Source organism: Sulfitobacter mediterraneus (assembly GCF_003054325.1).
GTDB lineage: Bacteria > Pseudomonadota > Alphaproteobacteria > Rhodobacterales > Rhodobacteraceae > Sulfitobacter > Sulfitobacter mediterraneus.
The window spans coordinates 14,364-32,512 of the sequence record NZ_QBKU01000010.1 but is presented as its reverse complement, the minus strand read 5'-3'; the positions used below and the strand labels follow the sequence as shown (position 1 = coordinate 32,512).

Below are 18,149 nucleotides of genomic sequence, written 5' to 3'. Positions count from 1 at the left end.
GAAAAAAGCGCCCCGATTGCCAAAGGGCAATGGGGCGCGAAGGTACGGAACGAGGGACAGTAAAGCATCAGCCGGTGGTTCCAAACCGGCCTGCACACAAAAGGTAAGTTTCTTGCGCTGCTTTCAAAGGGGTAGCAGGGCGCGGATGAACATTCTGTTAACAAACGGGCAATATCCCGCCGATCCGCGCGGCTTCAGTCAAAGATGTCTTCGACAAAATCGAACAGATCCTCGGCGAAATCTTTGAATTTTCCGCCGAACATCTTCTTTTTTTTGGGCTTTTTCCGGCGTTTGCGCTGTGGCTGCGCTTGTCCGGCAAAATCACGCAGCGCCGGTTGGTGGCTGATCGCCGCCGGGCGCGGCGCGGGTTTCACAGGCAGCGCCTTGAGCTGGCGCAGGGGCGCACCGCAGCTGGCACAGGACAGCTCCTGCCGTCCTTTGCCCAGTTTCAGTGCCGCCTTGCTGCCGCAGTGACAGCAGGTCGCGATCTTGGTTGGTCCGCCCATTGTGCCCTCTTAGGAATGATCCTTGGTGGCATATAGGGCGATTGCGGCGGCGTTGGAGACATTGAGCGACCCAAACTGCCCCGATGCGTCAATCCGTACCAGAGCATCCACGGTTTCACGGGTCTTTTCGCGCAGCCCCGGCCCCTCGGCCCCCAGCACCAGTGCCACAGGGCGGTCGCGTTTGCCCTCCACTGCCGCTTCGATGGTTTGGGTGGCTTCGCCATCAAGACCGAGCACCAGATAGCCCATGTTCTGTAACGCCCGGATCGCATCGGCCAGATTGCGCACCCGCAAATAAGGCTGCCGCTCAAGCGCGCCAGAAGCGGTTTTGGCCAATGCCCCAGTTTCCGGCGCGGAATGGTGCCGTGTGCCCACCACCGCAGAAGCGCCCAGCACCTCGGCAGAGCGCAGGATCGCGCCAACGTTATGTGGGTCGGTCACCCGGTCCAAAAGCAACACACGGGGCGCAGAATCGCCGATGCAAACGTCCTCCAACCGGCCCCAATTAAGCGGTTTGACCTCAAGAACAGCGCCCTGATGCACAGAACCGGGGTCGATTGGTGGATGGAACTTGCGCGGATCGACAACCTGCGGCGTGATGCCTGCCTCCGCAATCGCCTCTTCCAGTTTGATCTGCGCATTTGGCGTCACCATCAGCGTCAATTTCTCCCGCGCCGGGTTCACCAACGCATCGCGCACCGCATGCAAACCAAAGAGCCAAAGCGTCGCATTTGCCTCGGCTTTTTTGTCCTGCTCTTTTTGCACGACCCACTTTGGTTTTTTCATTTCGCCATCCTCAAAAAATTGTCGCGCCCTCAGGTCGGTTTTCGCCTTGACGCCTGTCAGGGTCGCTTGTAATCACGCCTCCACGTTCGGTGCAATGCACAGAAGGTAAGTGGGCGACAGGCCGCAAGGTGTGGCAGGGGACTGTAACTCCCTCGCGGAGACGCACGCCTGGTTCGATTCCAGGGTCGCCCACCACTCAGTCTCCACAAAACCATACCGGGCTCATCTTCTCTGGATAGTGTTTAATTTTCCGTGAGTTACGAGGGGTAGTGGCAGCAGTGACCTCTCATTACGTCTCTGTTCAGGGCCATTTCAGCGCGATATAGGCAGAAGTCTCAGTGGCGCATTTGCGCGAGAGGTCTTGAGGCAGGCTTGGATGCGCTATTGATGCGGAAAGCCCAGAATCTTCCGCTGTTCTTGCCAGTCCAGCGGTAGTTCCGGAAGGCTGCGCAACTTCTTTGCTGTGAGATGTTGTGGCTGACGGCCTTCGAGAATAGCCGTTGAGATATCCGGCGCCAGCCAGGCCAGGGGCAGGATGCGACTGACCGAACCACTTCGGAGTCCTTCGCGATCTTCGATCTGGCGGACGGTGCTGGACTTGCCGTCAAGAAGTTCGGCCCACCACTTTCTCGCATCAGCAACAAGGTTGATGAGGTCTCGGTCTGGCTGCGGTGCATCCGGCGGCGCAATGACGATCGGCTTCGCCCGACCGTTCTGACGCTTCTTGAATGAGAACTCCAAGGCGGCATGAATCAAATGTTGGGTTGTCTCAGATGACAGCAACGCACCCAGATTGATCTGAACAAAAAACCGTCCATTTGTTACATCAATGCGATCGATCAACCCGTTGAGATGCTGAGATTCTGTGTCGTCATTTATTACCTCGGCTTGGGCACACCAGGCATCCGCCGCCGCGAGGATCTCCGGGAGCGAACGTGGATCAAGATCGACCGTCGATCCAATTTGCTGGGTCAGCCAGGTCTTGTCCGCCAAGTGGTTTATGATCCCACTGAGAACCAGCCGCTCGACTTCTCCGGCCGGAAAACGTTCGATACGGCTATGGTCGTCTGAACTAGTTGGCTTGGATGTGTAATACCAATACCGCCGCGATTGTTCTGTTCCGCCCGTGCGCGTCGACTTGATGGTGTAGGTCGTGCGCATTGGACGGCCTACGGAATCAAAGAGCAGCCCGTCCAGCAGGCGCCGAGCCGACCGTCGGGACGTTGCGATCTTCTTGCCACCGTGGTTTGCAAGCAGTTCCTGCACTTGCTGCCAGGTAGCATCGTCAATGATGGCCTCATGTAACCCATCATAGAGCTCATCCTTGTGACGGGTCTTGCCGATGTAGATGGGGTTGCGCAGGATGTTGTAGAGCGCCCCACGTGAGAAGGACGTTCCTCCCGTCGTGCGCCCGTACCGGTCTGTCCGGCGTTTGCTTACGATGCTGAGCGCCTCGAGCCTGTCGGACAGTTCGCGTACCGATCCGGCCGCCAGATACTCGGCAAATATGGTGCGGATCGCTTCGGCCTCAACCGGGTTAACAATCAAGGCTTTGTCGTTGACGTCGTACCCAATTGGCACCGCGCCCCCCATCCACATCCCCTTACGTTTGGAAGCTGCAACCTTGTCCCGGATGCGCTCAGCCGTCACCTCGCGCTCGAACTGGGCGAATGACAATAGGACGTTTAGGGTCAGACGACCCATAGACGATGTCGTATTGAAGGCTTGGGTGACCGACACGAACGACACCCCTGCCCCGTCAAAGAGATCGACCATCTTCGCAAAGTCCACCAGCGACCGGGTCAGGCGGTCCACCTTGTAGACAACGATGACGTCGACACGGCCTGCCTCCACATCTTTGAGCAATTGTGTAAGTCCCGGTCGATCCATGGATCCGCCGGAGAACCCCCCATCGTCATAACGATCAGAGAGCTCTGCCCAGCCCTCATGCTTTTGGCTGAGGATGTAGGCCGCACAGGCCTCACGCTGCGCGTCCAACGAGTTGAAGTCCTGCTCCAGCCCCTCCTCGGTCGACTTGCGGGTGTAGATGGCGCAGCGCTGGCGGATCATGGCTTTGCGACCTCGCGCAAACCAAAGAACCTGGGCCCGTTGCGGTTGGTCCCGGTCATCGCCCGCGCCACTGCCGACAGCGAGGAATAGCCTTTACCATTCCAGATCGCGCCACCGTCCGCTGTGATCACCACTTCATGGGTGTCCCCGCCCCATGCCTTCAGGATGCGGGTTCCATTGCCAACAGTGGCAGGCATAGCGCCACTTTGGGCTTGTGCGGACCGCGTGTCGGTCCGGGCCCGGATAACCCGGCTCCATGCTCGACGCGTTCCGGCCGCTTCACCCCCAGAGAGGGTGGCCTGCGCATCCCAAGCCAACGCCTGTCGCATCAGGCGTGCCGTGAAGGTCCGAGGCGGTGCTGAGCCCCTTGCCTCAATCCAAAGCTGTCGGAGCATAGCTGCGTCAGTTTCTTTCAACCACTGGAGTTCGATGCTGGTATCCGCGGAACTCATTAGCTCCCTCCGGAAGTAATGCGGTAGCGGGCCACTCTTCCCGACCGGTCAAGTTCGATCAGCGCTCCCGCCGATCTCAGCCGCGAGATCGCCGCGCGCACAGTGTGGGGTTGCCAGCCGAGTTGTCTTTGAATCTGAGCAACCGTTGCCCCACCGCGGCGCGCTAGCAGCTTGTGAAGCATCTCGGTCTTACTCTTGCCCGCTGGCTTTGCCGACCTGGACGTCGCGGGGGCGGTTGAAAGGGCCGCAGCATGTTGTTCGGTCATTATCGTCTCCTCTTGGTCGCAGGGCTTTCTTGCGCCCCGTACTGACCAAAGCCCGGCGTTCCGGGCGGGAGACTCAATTCGTTCAACGACGTCAGTGACGCTCACCCTTGCCCGGAAGTCCAGTGGAAGATCGACAACCAAACGACAGTCAAACACTAGGAATGGCGGGCAGCTGCCGCCGCCCGCTTAATCCTCATATGTCGATCTTTTCAGCGATACTCAGCGCGTCTTCCAGCTCGACACCTAAGTATCGAACTGTGCTGTCCACCTTGCTGTGGCCGAGTAAAAGCTGCACTGCGCGCAGGTTGCCGGTTTTGCGGTAGATCAGTGCGGCCTTGGTGCGTCGTAGCGAGTGCGTGCCATAACCACTCGGATCAAGACCAATCGCGGCCACCCAATCACGGACCAGACGTGCATATTGCCGGGTCGATACATGCGGCCTGTCGTGGAAGCGGCTGGGAAACAAGAACGTACATCCGAGCATCTCCGGGCGACACATCCAATTCCAGATGGAGTCGCGGGTGTTCTCGGACACTTCGAATTGAACCGGCCTTTGCGTCTTGCTTTGGACAACGGTCACGCGTTCCCGAACTCGGTCACTGACAACGAGATCAGTGACTTTAAGACGAACGAGGTCACAACCTCGCAGCTTGCTATCGATCGCAAGATTAAAGAGCGCCAGGTCCCTGAGGTTGCCCGCGAGTTCCAGCCGGGCGCGGATGGCCCAGACCTGTTTAGCGAGCAGTGGGCGTTTCTGGCCGATAAGTCGCCCCTTGTTCCAAGCCCCAGGTTTCGGTTTGATGGCGGGAAGTTGAATATTGGACATTGATCGTCCTCCATCCGTCCCTCCCGCTCCAGGCATCGACACCGCGTCAACCGACCTATACTACCAATTGATCGAATGGCCGGTTCCTTCAGCCCACCAGACCTTCGTGACACACGCAGCGATCGACCGAAAAGAGCCCAATGTGACCAATGCTGCGCCGTGCACCAAGGCTCCGTATCTGGACAATACGGACATTTAAACCCGCAATCTCCAACCGATGGCGGGACCCAGTACAAGGGTCATCGCAACTGTAGGGTTGGCTGAACGAAGGGTTGTGTGTGTGTGAACTCACGCTGAAGTACAGATCCTACCTTATGCTAATTATCTGAGCGTCGGCTTGTGACTGCCGGATTCCATAGCCGCGCAAACGCTCCAATCTGAAACCGGATAAATTTAGCTCCATCCATATTTACCGAATATCTCTGCCGCTGGTTCTATCTGAGCATTGCGCCGTGTATCGTTGGATGCAAGAACGGAAAGAGACCCGTTAGATGAAGCCAACCAGTAGGACTATCAGTTCATGAACGTACGAAGCGCGATTCTACTTACAACCGTTTTCGCGCTGGGGGCTTGCTCTGAGTCTTTCTCGAATTCACGAGGGGCGTCGTCACGCCCGCCCCTGCCGGTAAATATTGTAGAATTGGCAGCACCAAGCCAGGACCTCGCGACCGCCTATCTGCGGCCGGAGGACAACTGTTACTGGTACATGCATGCGGGTCCGGTTGAAACAACGCCTTTGCCGCTCAGGACGGCTGGCGGCAATCCAATCTGCGTCAAGCCCGCAACCTAGCTGCGTGCGGTGACACTATCTTCAGCGGAGTAAAGATACGCGGTCGATCCGATCGCGACCCTGGGATAAAGTTCGTTAATATGCGCCATGACCATTCGGACACATCCAGAGCTCGCCCGCCCGCCAATTGACCTCGACTGCGGCGATCCATGGATTCGCAGGTACGTGTCGCGCTGTCCGACAAATAGATACAGAGCACGGGACCCAAGGGGGTTCGTTGGTCCCGGCTCCTGTCCATCTTCGAACTGGGCGTATTCTGGATTGCGTTCGATCATGGATTTGGTTGGCGTCCAATGCGGCCACTCAACCTTGCGTCTGATCGTGTAGGTCCCCGGCTCGTAAAGATTACCGCGGGCAATCGCCACGCCATAGCGCATCGCTGTCCCGCCCTCTTCAATATGATAGAGATACCGTGCCACTGCATCGACATGGATGTCTCCGGGCGTCAGACCAACTCGCGCTTCAACCCGACGCGGCAGGAAACGCGGCTGCAGACCCCAGGGGTTCGAGGTCTCGAGATCGAAATTCGCAGGTGTCACCTGCGCATCCCAGGCCGCTTTTTGCGACGCTGTCGGCCAAGTACTCGCGAGCACGGGAGGTGCAATCGGCGTTGAGAAAAGCGCCGTGCCGGTCGCGATGAAATGTCGTCTCGTAAGCATCGGTTCCAGTCTCAGTTGTCTTGGCCAGATGTCGCACCCTCGGAGCACTCCATACTACTGAGTAGTACATTCTACATGTAATTGTATTTCAAGAAGAAAGTCTGTTTCACACGCGCTTGTGTAACGTCGGCAGCAACTCGAAGCGCGCCATGCAGACATTTCCAGTGAACCACACGAACCATGCCGGTCACGAGTGATAACTGACCCTTCTCTGCAAGCCAGATGCATGCAGGTCGACTTGCTGTGATCGCTATGTCAGCCTAGCCACATGGAACGATACTTTTCCACGGATATGCCAGGTGTTCGTTTCGTGAGAAACGTCCTGCTGTTCAGCCTCGCAGCACTGATTCCAGTTCTCTTTCTTTATGTTTTACTTGCCCCGGGCTTTGGTTCTGCATTGCTTGGAGGGGGTCCCGCGCTTGGGCGGTTTCTTAGACAGGTTGCAACCAACGGTCTGCCGGTCGTCTTTGTCATCAACTATGTGAGCTTCTTCCTATTTGCCGTTGCGCAACAGCGAACGGGACGTCATCGCGATCCAAGCATGTTTGTATTGGTGGATAAGCGACGAGACGGTTATCGCGATGCAAGCCGACTGGACGAGACCTGACGACGAGATTGCGAGGTTCCTGGAACGCCATGGCCGGTACGGCATTCCGTTCAACATCGTGTTCGGGCCAGAAGCCCCGTCGGGCATCTCTCTGCCGGAAATCCTCACCCAGACGCTGGTGCTCGATGCGTTCGAGCGTGCATCGGCAAGAAGCGTCGCACGCGATTGAGGAGGCTATTTTGCTGCCTTATTGGCAAGCGAAGAGACGGTGCGCACGACTGTAGGGTCGCCGGCCAGGTCGCTCAGGATCGGACAATCCGGACGATGGTCGCCGTGGCAGGATTTTATCAGATGGGAGAGCGTCTCTCGCATCGACTGAAGCTGCGTGATCTTTTCGTCAATCGCGGTCAGATGTTCCTCTGCAATGGCCTTGACCTGCGCGCTTTCGCGGCTTTCGTCCTCATAGAGGCTGAGCAGGGTCCGGCAGTCCTCGATTGAAAACCCGAGGGCGCGGGCACGACCGAGAAATGCAAGCTTGTGCACATCCATCTCGCGAAAGGCCCGGTAGCCGTTACCACTACGTTGCGGGCGAACAAGACCGATATCCTCGTAGTAGCGAATGGTCTTGGGCGGGATACCAGAGCGTTCCGCGACTTCTCCAATATTCATGGGGCTCAATCTCCTATTCTGCCGGTTCGGTCTGGGCCTGCGTGAGTGGCGTCTCAGTCTTTGGCGGCTCATACATCGCGGGGGCAATACGGCGCAGGCGCAGCGCATTGGTCAGGACCGAAACCGAGGACAGCGCCATCGCGCCCGCGGCGAAAACCGGAGACAGCAGCAACCCGAAGGCGGGGTAAAGCACACCCGCAGCAACCGGGATCAAGGCCACGTTGTAGCCGAACGCCCAAACGAGGTTCTGGCGGATATTCGACATCGTCCGCTTCGACACCTCGACCGCGTTCACCACGCCGCGCAGATCGCCTGACATCAGCACCACATCGGCGGACTCGATCGCCACGTCCGTGCCCGTGCCGATCGCGATGCCCACATCGGCATGCGCCAGCGCAGGCGCGTCGTTGATCCCGTCGCCCACGAAGGCAATCTTGCGGCCCCCTGCCCTTAGGTCATCAAGCGCCGCGACCTTTCCGTCCGGCAGCACGCCCGCGATGACCTGGTCGATCCCTGTCTCGCGGGCGATGGCCTCGGCCGTCTCCTGCTTGTCGCCGGTGATCATGGCGACCTGGAAGCCTCGGCCGTGGAGAGCGGCAATTGCGTCACGGCTCGCGGGTTTTACCGGATCGGCAACCGCGATGACGGCAGCCAACTTGCCATCAACGGCCGCGTAGAGCGCGGTGCGACCACGGCTGGCCAGATTTTTTTCGGTGTCGACAAGGGACGCGATGTCGACGTTCTCGCGGATCATGTAGCGATCCGCACCAACCATGACCTCTTTGCCATCGACCATGGCCGCGACCCCGTATCCGGTAACTGACCGGAAGCCGGACGCAGAGGGAACTGTGATGCCTTCGCTGCGCGCGCCTCGGACGATGGCCTCGGCAATCGGATGCTCTGACTGCTCCTCCACGGCAGCGATTAGACCCAGGACGGATTCGCGGTCGAAGCCTTCTGCGACGACGACATAGGTCAGCGTTGGTTTGCCCTCTGTCACCGTTCCGGTCTTATCAAGCGCGATGACGTTGACGGTTGAGAGTTCCTGAAGCGCGTCTCCCTTGCGAAACAGAACACCCATCTCGGCTGCGCGTCCTGTTCCCACCATGATCGAGGTCGGCGTGGCAAGCCCCATGGCACAGGGGCAGGCGATGATCAGCACTGACACTCCCGCCACCAGCGCAAAGGTCAATGCCGGGTCAGGGCCGACCAATAGCCAAACAACAACTGTCAGGGCTGCCAGGGCCATGACGGCGGGCACGAACCAAAGCGTTACCCGGTCCACCAGGCCTTGGATTGGCAGTTTGGCGCCCTGCGCCTCTTCGACCATTCGAATGATCTGCGCGAGCGTCGTGTCAGAGCCTACGCGTGACGCTCGGAAAGTCAGGCTGCCGGTGCCGTTTACCGTGCCGCCGGTGACGGTTGCGCCTGCGGCTTTCGTTACGGGCACAGGCTCGCCTGTTATCATGCTCTCGTCAACGTTGCTGGTCCCATCAACGACCTCACCATCGACGGGAATCCGCTCGCCAGGGCGCACGAGGATCGTGTCGCCAACGCCGAGCGCATCGACGTCAACCTCTACGGTCTCACCATCACGCAGGACGCGGGCGGTACGGACCTGAAGTCCCAAGAGCGACTCGATTGCCGCGCCAGTCCGTCCCTTCGCTCGGGCTTCGAGCCAGCGTCCGATCAGGATGAGCACGACAATAACAGCAGCGGCCTCGAAATATACTGCGCGCACGCCCACAGGCAGCAGGCCGGGAAGGAAGGTTGCGACCACCGAGTAGGTCCAAGCGGCACCTGTGCCTACAGCGACAAGACTGTTCATGTCCGGGGCACCGCGAAGCAGCGCCGGAATACCCTTCAAAAAGAAGTGCCTGCCGGGGCCGAAGAGAACGATCGTCGTCAGAACGAACTGGATGACCCAGGATGTCTGGGTCCCGATGCTGTTCGCTATGGCCATATGAAAGGCCGGGACAAGGTGTGCGCCCATCTCCAAAACGAAGACCGGGAGTGTCAGAGCCGCCGCAAAGAAGACGTTGCGGCGGAGTTTATCCGCTTCTTCCGCCTTGCGTTCTACGCGCGACTGGCTGGCGTTCGCTTCCGCGACCTCGGCGGGGTAACCAATGGCAGCTGTCGCAGCCATCAGATCAGCAGTCGCGACTGGACCTTCAAGGAATTCGACGACGGCTGTCTCGGCGGCGAGGTTCACGGTCACGGACAAGACACCTGGCACGTCAGCCAGCGCCTTATCGACCCGCCCGACGCACGACGCGCAGGACATGGATGCGATGTTGAGCGTGACCCTGGCAGTCCGCGCAGGGTAGCCCAGCGTCTCCAGCGCTTGGGCGGCTTCTTGCAGACGGGCCTGGTCGTTGACGGACAGCCGTGCCGATTCAGACGCGAGGTTGACGGAGACATCGGAGATGCCTTCCAGCGCCGAAAGGGACTTTTCCACACGACCAACGCAAGACGCGCAGGTCATGCCTTCGATGCCAAGAGTGACTTGCGGATTTTGAGTCATGTCGGTTCGCCTCATCTGAGTTCGCAACGAATATAGGGCTTCCAGTGACTGGAAGCTCAATAGGGCAGATGAAGAAAAATTGTTTTGCCTCACTCACCGACTTCCACTTGACCTTCCACCTGCTGGAATCCCTATCTCGAGCCCAAGTCAGGAAAGGACCTCATGTGAAATTCCACGTCCCAAACATGAGCTGCGGCCATTGCACCGCTGCAATCACCAAAGAAATCACAGTTCTCGATCCCACAGCGCAGGTTTCAACCGACCTCGATGCCCGGACGGTTGAAGTCACAACATCCCAAACTGACGGGGCCGTGATCGAAGCAATCAAGTCTGCGGGATACGAGGCGGCTCCGGTCTAAGATCACTGGCCGGCTGCGCGCGCTTCTTCCGCGAGACGAATCATCTGTTCTGCCTCGATGACACCGGGAACGAGGGCATCACCGATCACGAAGGATGGTGTTCCATTGAAACCGATCGCGCGGCTCAGTTCCATCGACGCTGCGATATGCGCATCAATCTCTGGAGACTCCATATCGCGCCGCAATTGCGCGACATCCAGTCCAACCTGCTCGGCCATCTGAATGACTGAAGCTTCTTCCGCCCGTCCCGCCATTCCCATAAGCGCCCAGTGGAACTCTTCGTACTTGCCCTGCTCGCGTGCGGCGAGCGCCGCGCGTGCGGCAAAGACGGACCCGTCGCCCAGAATTGGCCACTCCCGATAGACCAGCCGGACATTCGGGTCTGCTTCCAGCAATGCTTCGATATGCGGCTTCACGCGGCGGCAATAAGGACAGTTGTAGTCGAAGAACTCGACAACTGTCACATCTCCTTCTGGATTGCCGAGCACCGGCGCATTCGGGTCGTTTTCCAGTAGATTGCGGTTCTCGGATAGAACGGTTGCAGCGGCTGCTGCCTGACGCTGCTGCTCGCGCTGCTCTATGATCTGAACCGCCTCCAATACGATCTCGGGGTTCTCGCGAATAGCCTCAAGCACGAGTTCCTTGACGCGATCTTCGCTCAGACCGTCGGCCTGAACGGCAAGTGGGACAACGAGGATCGACGCCAAAACCAGCCTCAAAAGTATTTTCATCTCAATTTTCCCTCTTCCGTGTCTCGCCTTCGGTCCGCACCGCTTGCATTTCCTGTATTCGGTCGGGCCAGGTCGACTTGATGTATCCAAGAATGTTCCAGATCTCCTGATCGGAAAGCTGATCCCCGAAGCCTGGCATACTGCTATCGAACTCCATGCCCTGAGCCGCCATCAGTGCGCGGCCACCAAGCTTGGTGTACTCAAAAAGAACCTGATCCGCGTGATGCCAGGTGTGTCCTGTCTCGTCATGCGGCGGTGCCGGTAAGCGACCGTCCTCGCCCGGGCTTTGCCAGTTCTCCTGCCCTTCCAGACTGGCACCATGGCAGGACGCACAATTCTCGACGTAAAGGGTTTGGCCCGCGGTGATATCCACGTCTTTTGGTATGACCCCGCTATCCGAGCCTGCCGCATTGGCCATCCAGAAAAGGATCCCCGCTCCAATCATGGCGATAGAAACAGCCCCGACAAAGGCAGTGCCCCGGTTCATGCCACGTCGATCCAGGTCATCATGCCCGAAGCTGAGTGCGACAGCATATGACAATGCAGCAGCCATTTGCCGGGGTTGTCGGCCACGAACGCAATGTCGCGGACCTCGCCACGATCCAGCAGCGTTGTATCCCGAAGCGTCCCAAGACTCCCGTCAGGTGCAATCTCGTGAAAGTGCATTCCGTGCAGATGCATGGCATGGGGGAACGCCGTATCATTGTTGATCTTAAGACGCACCGTCTCACCACGCGATATGGCTGCGAGCGGCGCGCCGTCCATGCCGCCGACCGCTCCGTTGAACGCCCAGAAGTTGCCGGACTGCATCATGTCGCGCATGGACGACATCTGCCCGCCCATCATCGCACCCATCATGCCGCCCATAGCACCGCCCTGCATGAGCAATTCAAGTTTTGTGGCCTCGGCCAGATCGGGCATCGCATGGACATTCGGAGGGAGCGCGCGGGGAGCGTCCCGGCGCGCACGAGTAGCGTCTCCAGTCACTTCGAAAGCCACCTGCGAGAAACTCTCGTTGCGGTCGATCTGCACGATATGTCCGGCGCCACCAGTTTCCGCGGTCACATCTACGATCAGATCGACCCGCTGCGCGGGCGCGAGGACGATATTTCTATCGATCAGCCTTGCCTGGGCGAGAGGCATGCCATCGAGCGCAACGATCCAGCCTTCGAGACCATCGAGCGCCAGCTGAAAAACGCGCGCATTTGCAGCGTTGATCATGCGCAGGCGCAGACGTTCGTGCCGCTTGACCGGCAGTGCGAGGTTATAGGTGGCGTTCGTGGTGATGTAGTTGCCAAGCCGCCCGGCGTGGCTCAGATCGTGCATCGCCCTGAAGGTATCTGCGATCTGGGCGGTCTCGGGGTCGACAAGCCAATCGTCAAGGATCAGAACCTCGTCACGGTCGATATCAATCGGCTCCGGCTCTTCGACGATCAGCGCGCCATGAAGGCCGCGTGCTACCTGTTCGAACGACCGGTTGTGTGCGTGGTACCAATAGGTGCCCGCATCAGGTGCCACGAAGTCGTACTGAAACGATGCACCGGGCGCGATGGCGTCCTGGGTGAGACCTGCAACTCCATCCATCGCGTTGCCGATGCGGATACCGTGCCAGTGGGTGGAGGTCGCGTCGGGCAAGTCATTGATCAGACGCCTTTGAACGCGCGCGCCTTGCGCCACCCTGATTTCCGGACCCGGCGCCCTTCCTTCAAAACCCCAGATGCGGGTCTGCCCATACTTCTCTGGTAGAAGCTGGACATCGGCGACCCGCGTGTGCAGGTCGATCGGGGTGGCTGCCCAGCCACGCCCTGCGCCAAGCGTTGCGAGCGCGGCACCTGCGGCGATAAACTTTCTGCGGCTAAGGTTCAGGGTCATCGATAACTCTCAATTCTCGGACAGGTCGTTGTCCAGGATGTAAGTGGCCATGGCGGCAAGGTCAGCATCGGTCAGAAACGCCGTTCCGTAATTCACGACTTCCGCCATACTGCCGCCGAACACATCACCCTCTGGCGTGATCCCGCTGCGTAATGCATAGGCCAAGCTGTCTGCGTCCCAACCAGCGGCCTGCAAATCCGCATGCAGGATCGAGGGCGCGCTTTTGCCGCCCGGCAGGCTGTCGTTTCCGGCGAAGGTTCGGTCTGTAATACGGGCCCCGGCAAAGTTTCGGTCCGTGTGACAAGCGCCGCAGTGCGCAGCCCCTCTTACCAGCCACTTGCCCCTGTTCCAGACATCGCTGCGGCCTTCAACCGGATCGGTGTCCGGCTCCGACAGATATGTGGCCCGCCAAAGCTTCAGCCCCCAACGTTGATCGAATGGAAAACTGGCATCGTGAATTGGTGACGGTTCCGGAACCGCAGGAACGGTCTGAAAAGCCGCCCAGAGATCGGCGATGTCCTGATCTGAGAACTGCGCGTAGAACGGATAGGTGAATGTGGGGTAGTACGGCTCACCCTCCGGCGATACGCCCTGCCGGACGGCGCGCGCAAAGTCGGAGATCGTCCAGTCTCCCATCCCGTGATCGGGATCGGTTGTCAGGTTCGGCGGATAAAAGGTTCCGAAGTCTGTCTCAAGCGGTGCGCCCCCGGCCAGCGGTGCGCCTCCGGCTTCGAAATTGCTATGGCACGCAATGCATCCAGAAGCGCGCGCCAGATATGCCCCGCGATCCACGTCGCCTTCGAGGACCTCGAGTGACTCAGGCGGCTCGATCCCGATTGGCCATGCAACGAGGGCTATGCCTCCCGTCACGCCAACAGTCGCAGCCATTAGGAGTCCCCGGAACAGCAACCGCACGCGTCAGTTTTCCTCAGCCCGGAACTTCTGATGACAGGCCGAACACGTCTGCGTCACGGCCATGAACCCGGCATTGACGGGCATCTCCGCCAGCATTTCGGTGGTCATCATCTGTCCTGGCGTGCCACCCATCATGCCTTGACCCGTTCCCATCATCCCCTGGCCGCTACCCATCATGGTCTGACCGGTCCCCATCATACCGCCACCGGGCATGTCCCCGGGGCCGGCAAGGCCATTTTCCGCGGCCAGCTTCATGCCCTCAGCACTGGATCGTAGGGCTTCAGCCAGAGCAGCAAACTCTTCCCAATCCTCCCAGATCGCGTCGAGCGCCTCCGACGGGGCTCCATTTGACCCTTCCGGGAACAGCTCGGTCATCTGGGTGCCAGCGTGACGGACCATTGTGTCAGCCGCGTTGCGCACGACGTCCGGGTCATATGCGGTTTGGCCACGCAACATGGGCGTAAGGCGCTTCATGGCCTCGCCCATTTCGCCCATAGCATCCATCCGCTCCTTCATCACCCCAGTTGCGCCGGAATGGGCAAAGGCGGCGATGCCAATTGTTGTTAGCGAAAACGCAGCCATTACAATTCTAAGGCGCATCGGTTTCTCCTTGTTTCAAAAGGTTTTCTGGCTCCAACCTTGGATTATGTTTCTTCCCAACACGGATGATTTTCGGCCACTGGTCCACGTGCCGCGTTTGGACCTCCGCCGCGGTGCCCAAAGTCCCCTGAGTACTCCGCGCATAGCGAGCCATATCCGTAGTGCGGCCCCCGGTCATGAGTGGGCTCGTATTGATGGTGTGGTCCTCGCCCCATCGGCGTGCACCCTGCGGCTACAAAAGCGACGACAGATGTTGTCAACACAATTGATACGGAAGTCCAACTCATTCAATTGATCCCGTTCGCTCTCTGCAATTCGCGGACGTAGGCCACGATCATTTTCACATCACCGTCGGTCACGCCTTCGACAGGGGGCATGTTTCCAAAGCGCCAATGGTGCGCGCGGACGCCATTCTTGGCCGCCAGAAGAAATGCCGCGTCGCCGTGGTGGCTCGGTTCGTAAATCTTATGCACGAGGGGAGGTGCGACGCCATCCTGTCCGGCCGCATTCGCGCCATGACAGGCCGCGCATTTTGCCTCGAAGGCCATTTTGCCGATTTCCGCGTTCGCCGAAAGCGTCTTCGGCACTGCGACATCGACCATTGCTGGGCCAATTCTTTCTGTACCCGCCGCAACATCCGGCACATCGCCTTGTCCCGACCACCAAAAACCCAAGCCCAGCAATGCTGTCAGAGCAACCGCGATGAGAGTGTATCGTCCCATCAGACCAGTTTGACCTGCGTGCCGACCGGGACGCGATCAAACACCTCTTCGATGTGTTCATTGTAAAGACCGATGCAGCCATTCGATGAGCGACGGCCGATCTTGCGCGTGTCTTGCGTGCCGTGAATCCGGTAATACTGCCATGAAAGATAAAGGGCGCGCGTGCCAAGCGGATTGGCTGGATCACCGCCCGGAATGCGCAGTGGCCATTCAGGGTTGCGTTCGCGCATGGATGGCGTCGGCGCCCAACTCGGGTTCTCGCGCTTCTCGACAACTTCTGTATAGCCGCGCCGCGTCAGTTCATCCGAGATCGGAACAGACGTCGGGTAGAGACGCATCTCTCCGTCAGCGGTCCAATGCTGGAGGACCTTCGACGACGTATCCGAGATGATCAGCCCAACCCCGAGGGTGTCGAAATGGTCTTCCCAAGCGTGGGTACGAAAGGACGAGACGTTCCGTCGAACTGGCTCAGCGGTCTCAGCGGTAACAACGGACGGAGCAAATAGGAGTGTTGTACCCAAACCGCCCGCGAACGCGCGTCTGGACATCAGGAATCGGTTTCTTGATTGCATGGTTCTGCCTCATTCCATGTCGAATGCCTTGTTTTCTATCGGATATGGAAGATTTCAGGAACGTTTGGCGCTTTGGTTTTTTGTAATGATATGTATCAACACCGCATCAGGAATGCCTGGTCAGGTCCCGTGTCCTGGCACCTGCAGTGGGTCGTCAAATCCCCGATCCAAGCGCTCCCCGACGTCGGACGTGCCGGTCAGAGGCAGCACAACGCGAGCGCGCAACCCACCTTCATCGCGGTTAGACAAGTCTATGGTACCGCCATGCTCCAGCACGATACTGCGCGCAATGGAGAGCCCCAACCCGTGACCGCCTGTTTCAAGAGATCGGGATTGTTCGATCCGCTGATAGGGCTGGAACACGTCTCTAATGCGATTTTCAGGGATTCCTAGCCCAAAATCGTCGACCCGTATTTCGACGCCCGCATCAGACACATCCCACGAAAGAACGGGGCTGCGCCCGTAACGTTGGGCATTGTCGATCAGATTGCGCAGTGCGCGCCGCATGGCCAAAGGCTTGATCTGGACCACCGCCCCGGGTCCCATTTGCAGATCGAGTTCGCCCTGTGTGCTCTTTTGGAGTTCAGAGAGATATTCCGCCACGTCGAGACTCTGCAACTCTTCGTCTTGCCCCACGCCGCGGGCATAGGCGAGCGTGGCTTCGACCATCTCCTGCATTTCCTCGAGCGATGTCGCTATCCCGTCTTTGGTCTCGGGATCATCTACCATTTCGGCCCGGACCCGCAGTGCTGTCAAGGGTGTCCGCAGGTCATGCGCAAGTGCCGCAAGCATTTGGGTGCGGTCCGTGACGAAACGCGCAAGGCGCGCCTGCATGTCGTTGAAGGCAATCGTCAGATCCCGAACTTCTGTCGGACCGACAGGCGCAATCGACCCCTGCCCTCCCCCGCGCCCGAATTCCTCCGCAGATGCCGCGAGCTCGTTCAGAGGGCGCGTCAAGCGCGTCAGAACAAACCAGAATACGGCCAGGAGCAGCACTACCGACGTCAGCACAAATGACAGCGTGGACGCCCAGGACCACTGGATCGGCGGACGCTCGAACCTTGTTGCGACGTTCAACCAGCGGCCACCCGCGATTGCGATCGATACCTCCATTTCGATCGCCGCCAAACGTCCTCGCATCATTTCGGCGTGCATCTCGGCCATTTCCGGCGATAGGTTCGGCAACGGGAGAAGACCCTGTTCGATTTCATGGACCTCGACACGGATGTCCCGACTGTAACCATCGTTCAAAAGCGCGCGAATTCGGGCCTCTACGGCACCGTTCTCGTCATGATGTGTATGTGTGACTGACGGCGTATCACCAAGTTCGAAGCGCACCAGCGGCGAGGTCGCCGCCGCGACGATTTCATCGCGTAAATCGGGTGGGGCGGCTTCGATGAGGCGGGCAACATTGGCCGCACGCCCCGCTGCCTCGCTCCCGATTGCCGCCTGTACTGCCAGAGACCGTTCATCCACGAATAACCAAAAACCGACGACTTGCGCGACGAACAGGACCGACACAACGAGGATGGCGATCTGCGTGCGAAACCCCATGCGCATCAGCTCTCCAGATCCACGTCGCAATTCAGACAATAGCCGCCATTGCGCACGGTCGTGATGATCCGCGGTCGCAGGACATCCGGTTCGATCTTCCTGCGCAGTCTCGAGACCTGATTGTCGATCGTCCGATCGAATGGGCCAGCGATCCGCCCGGCGCTCAACTCAAGCAGTTCATCCCGACTGATGACGGCGCGTGGACGTTCCAGAAAGACCGACAGCAGCTTGGCTTCTGCAGTTGTCAGCGTGTTTGCCGTGCCGTCCTGTTTGGTCACCTGGCCGGCGTCATGGTCAAAGGTTACTCCGGCAAAGCTCGCGCGTTTTCCTGCAAGCGTGCCGCCATGTGGTGCATCGCCCGCACGGCGCAGAATGGCATTGATCCTGGCCAGAAGCTCGCGTGGATTGAAAGGTTTTGCCAGATAGTCATCGGCCCCCGTATCGAGCCCATTGATGCGATCATCATCTTCGCCGAGCGCGGTGAGCATGAGGATAGGGGTCATCCGATGCTCGCGGCGCAACCTCGCACAGGCCGCCAGACCGTCTTCTCCGGGCATCATGATATCCAGCACGATCAGATCGATGGTTTCCTTGCCCAGATGGTTATCCATTTCGGACGTGTTGCCCGCACCGGTGGCCTGCATCCCGTTTTTCTGCAGATAGCGTGTGACCGACTGCCGAATTTCGGCATGGTCATCGACCACCAGGATATGTGGCGGGGCGGACATG

Annotated in this window: 22 protein-coding genes and 1 tRNA gene; 5 read left to right on the top strand and 18 right to left on the bottom strand. The window is 59.1% G+C overall.

Annotated elements, in window-relative coordinates; translation table 11 throughout:
• Positions 1 to 194: 194 nt before the first annotated feature.
• Together C8N31_RS15445 and rlmB are read right to left on the bottom strand one after the other, a co-directional pair.
• A complete protein-coding gene (locus C8N31_RS15445) occupies positions 195 to 506 on the bottom strand; it encodes a hypothetical protein (protein WP_025048627.1) in 312 nt (103 codons plus the stop codon).
• A gap of 9 nt (positions 507 to 515) precedes the next feature.
• On the bottom strand, positions 516 to 1,292 hold the full coding sequence (gene rlmB / locus C8N31_RS15440; protein ID WP_025048626.1) for a 23S rRNA (guanosine(2251)-2'-O)-methyltransferase RlmB: 777 nt from the start codon (positions 1,290 to 1,292) through the stop codon (positions 516 to 518).
• 111 nt (positions 1,293 to 1,403) lie between these two features.
• Between rlmB and C8N31_RS20400 the strand changes: the two genes are divergently transcribed.
• Positions 1,404 to 1,487: transfer RNA gene (locus C8N31_RS20400), tRNA-Tyr, on the top strand.
• Between the two features lie 186 nt (positions 1,488 to 1,673).
• Here the strand turns inward: C8N31_RS20400 and C8N31_RS15435 are convergent.
• The 4 genes from C8N31_RS15435 to C8N31_RS15420 all read right to left on the bottom strand — a co-directional run bounded on the left by C8N31_RS15435 (position 1,674) and on the right by C8N31_RS15420 (position 4,906).
• Positions 1,674 to 3,362 (bottom strand): recombinase family protein, encoded by a 1,689-nt coding sequence (locus C8N31_RS15435; protein WP_025048625.1) that lies wholly within the window; start codon positions 3,360 to 3,362, stop codon positions 1,674 to 1,676.
• The gene (locus tag C8N31_RS15430; protein WP_025048624.1) at positions 3,359 to 3,814 is read right to left on the bottom strand and encodes a DUF2924 domain-containing protein; all 456 of its coding nucleotides are present in this window, start codon (positions 3,812 to 3,814) and stop codon (positions 3,359 to 3,361) included. Before C8N31_RS15430 ends, C8N31_RS15435 begins: the two co-directional genes overlap by 4 nt.
• Positions 3,814 to 4,080 (bottom strand): DUF3489 domain-containing protein, encoded by a 267-nt coding sequence (locus tag C8N31_RS20730; protein ID WP_037918647.1) that lies wholly within the window; start codon positions 4,078 to 4,080, stop codon positions 3,814 to 3,816. The genes C8N31_RS15430 and C8N31_RS20730 overlap by 1 nt, the downstream gene beginning before the upstream one ends.
• Positions 4,081 to 4,273: 193 nt before the next feature.
• Positions 4,274 to 4,906: a tyrosine-type recombinase/integrase gene (locus tag C8N31_RS15420; protein ID WP_025048622.1), complete on the bottom strand. Its 633-nt coding sequence runs from the start codon at positions 4,904 to 4,906 to the stop codon at positions 4,274 to 4,276.
• 520 nt (positions 4,907 to 5,426) lie between these two features.
• Between C8N31_RS15420 and C8N31_RS20580 the strand changes: the two genes are divergently transcribed.
• Complete coding sequence (locus C8N31_RS20580; RefSeq protein ID WP_107992387.1) at positions 5,427 to 5,696, top strand: hypothetical protein; 270 nt, start codon at positions 5,427 to 5,429, stop codon at positions 5,694 to 5,696.
• On the opposite strand, the gene C8N31_RS15410 is transcribed toward C8N31_RS20580, so the two are convergent.
• Positions 5,693 to 6,355, bottom strand: a complete 663-nt coding sequence (locus C8N31_RS15410; protein WP_025048621.1) for a L,D-transpeptidase — start codon at positions 6,353 to 6,355, stop codon at positions 5,693 to 5,695. The genes C8N31_RS20580 and C8N31_RS15410 overlap by 4 nt on opposite strands.
• 268 nt (positions 6,356 to 6,623) lie before the next feature.
• Here C8N31_RS15410 and C8N31_RS15405 point away from each other — a divergent pair, with 268 nt between their 5' ends.
• Positions 6,624 to 6,962 carry a hypothetical protein gene (locus C8N31_RS15405; RefSeq protein WP_197021524.1) on the top strand — a complete coding sequence of 113 codons (339 nt, stop codon included), beginning with the start codon at positions 6,624 to 6,626 and terminating at the stop codon, positions 6,960 to 6,962.
• The gene (locus C8N31_RS15400) at positions 6,937 to 7,131 is read left to right on the top strand and encodes a thioredoxin domain-containing protein (RefSeq protein ID WP_197021522.1); all 195 of its coding nucleotides are present in this window, start codon (positions 6,937 to 6,939) and stop codon (positions 7,129 to 7,131) included. Before C8N31_RS15405 ends, C8N31_RS15400 begins: the two co-directional genes overlap by 26 nt.
• A 5-nt stretch (positions 7,132 to 7,136) precedes the next feature.
• Here the strand turns inward: C8N31_RS15400 and cueR are convergent, their stop codons facing one another.
• On the bottom strand, positions 7,137 to 7,571 hold the full coding sequence (gene cueR / locus C8N31_RS15395; protein ID WP_025048619.1) for a Cu(I)-responsive transcriptional regulator: 435 nt from the start codon (positions 7,569 to 7,571) through the stop codon (positions 7,137 to 7,139).
• Between the two features lie 13 nt (positions 7,572 to 7,584).
• A complete protein-coding gene (locus C8N31_RS15390; protein WP_025048618.1) occupies positions 7,585 to 10,095 on the bottom strand; it encodes a heavy metal translocating P-type ATPase in 2,511 nt (836 codons plus the stop codon).
• A 164-nt stretch (positions 10,096 to 10,259) separates the two neighbouring features.
• On the opposite strand from C8N31_RS15390, the gene C8N31_RS15385 reads away from it, so the two are divergent.
• Complete coding sequence (locus C8N31_RS15385) at positions 10,260 to 10,454, top strand: heavy-metal-associated domain-containing protein (protein WP_025048617.1); 195 nt, start codon at positions 10,260 to 10,262, stop codon at positions 10,452 to 10,454.
• Positions 10,455 to 10,456: 2 nt separating this feature from the next.
• Here C8N31_RS15385 and C8N31_RS15380 read toward each other — a convergent pair whose 3' ends face one another.
• From C8N31_RS15380 to C8N31_RS15335, 9 genes are all read right to left on the bottom strand, one after another.
• The gene (locus tag C8N31_RS15380) at positions 10,457 to 11,185 is read right to left on the bottom strand and encodes a DsbA family protein (protein WP_025048616.1); all 729 of its coding nucleotides are present in this window, start codon (positions 11,183 to 11,185) and stop codon (positions 10,457 to 10,459) included.
• Position 11,186: 1 nt separating this feature from the next.
• Positions 11,187 to 11,672 (bottom strand): c-type cytochrome, encoded by a 486-nt coding sequence (locus tag C8N31_RS15375; RefSeq protein WP_025048615.1) that lies wholly within the window; start codon positions 11,670 to 11,672, stop codon positions 11,187 to 11,189.
• Positions 11,669 to 13,057, bottom strand: a complete 1,389-nt coding sequence (locus C8N31_RS15370; protein WP_037918615.1) for a multicopper oxidase family protein — start codon at positions 13,055 to 13,057, stop codon at positions 11,669 to 11,671. The genes C8N31_RS15375 and C8N31_RS15370 overlap by 4 nt, the downstream gene beginning before the upstream one ends.
• A 9-nt stretch (positions 13,058 to 13,066) precedes the next feature.
• Positions 13,067 to 13,945, bottom strand: a complete 879-nt coding sequence (locus tag C8N31_RS15365) for a c-type cytochrome (protein WP_107992386.1) — start codon at positions 13,943 to 13,945, stop codon at positions 13,067 to 13,069.
• A gap of 30 nt (positions 13,946 to 13,975) precedes the next feature.
• Positions 13,976 to 14,572, bottom strand: a complete 597-nt coding sequence (locus tag C8N31_RS15360; RefSeq protein WP_025048612.1) for a c-type cytochrome — start codon at positions 14,570 to 14,572, stop codon at positions 13,976 to 13,978.
• A 287-nt stretch (positions 14,573 to 14,859) separates the two neighbouring features.
• Positions 14,860 to 15,174, bottom strand: coding sequence for a c-type cytochrome (locus C8N31_RS15350; RefSeq protein WP_231476841.1), 315 nt, complete (start codon positions 15,172 to 15,174; stop codon positions 14,860 to 14,862).
• 119 nt (positions 15,175 to 15,293) lie between these two features.
• A complete protein-coding gene (locus C8N31_RS15345; RefSeq protein WP_107992385.1) occupies positions 15,294 to 15,842 on the bottom strand; it encodes a L,D-transpeptidase in 549 nt (182 codons plus the stop codon).
• Between the two features lie 144 nt (positions 15,843 to 15,986).
• Entirely contained in the window at positions 15,987 to 17,426 is a 1,440-nt protein-coding gene (locus C8N31_RS15340; RefSeq protein ID WP_025048609.1) for an ATP-binding protein, read from the bottom strand.
• Entirely contained in the window at positions 17,426 to 18,148 is a 723-nt protein-coding gene (locus C8N31_RS15335; RefSeq protein WP_025048608.1) for a response regulator, read from the bottom strand. Before C8N31_RS15335 ends, C8N31_RS15340 begins: the two co-directional genes overlap by 1 nt.
• Between the last annotated feature and the right edge of the window lies 1 nt (position 18,149).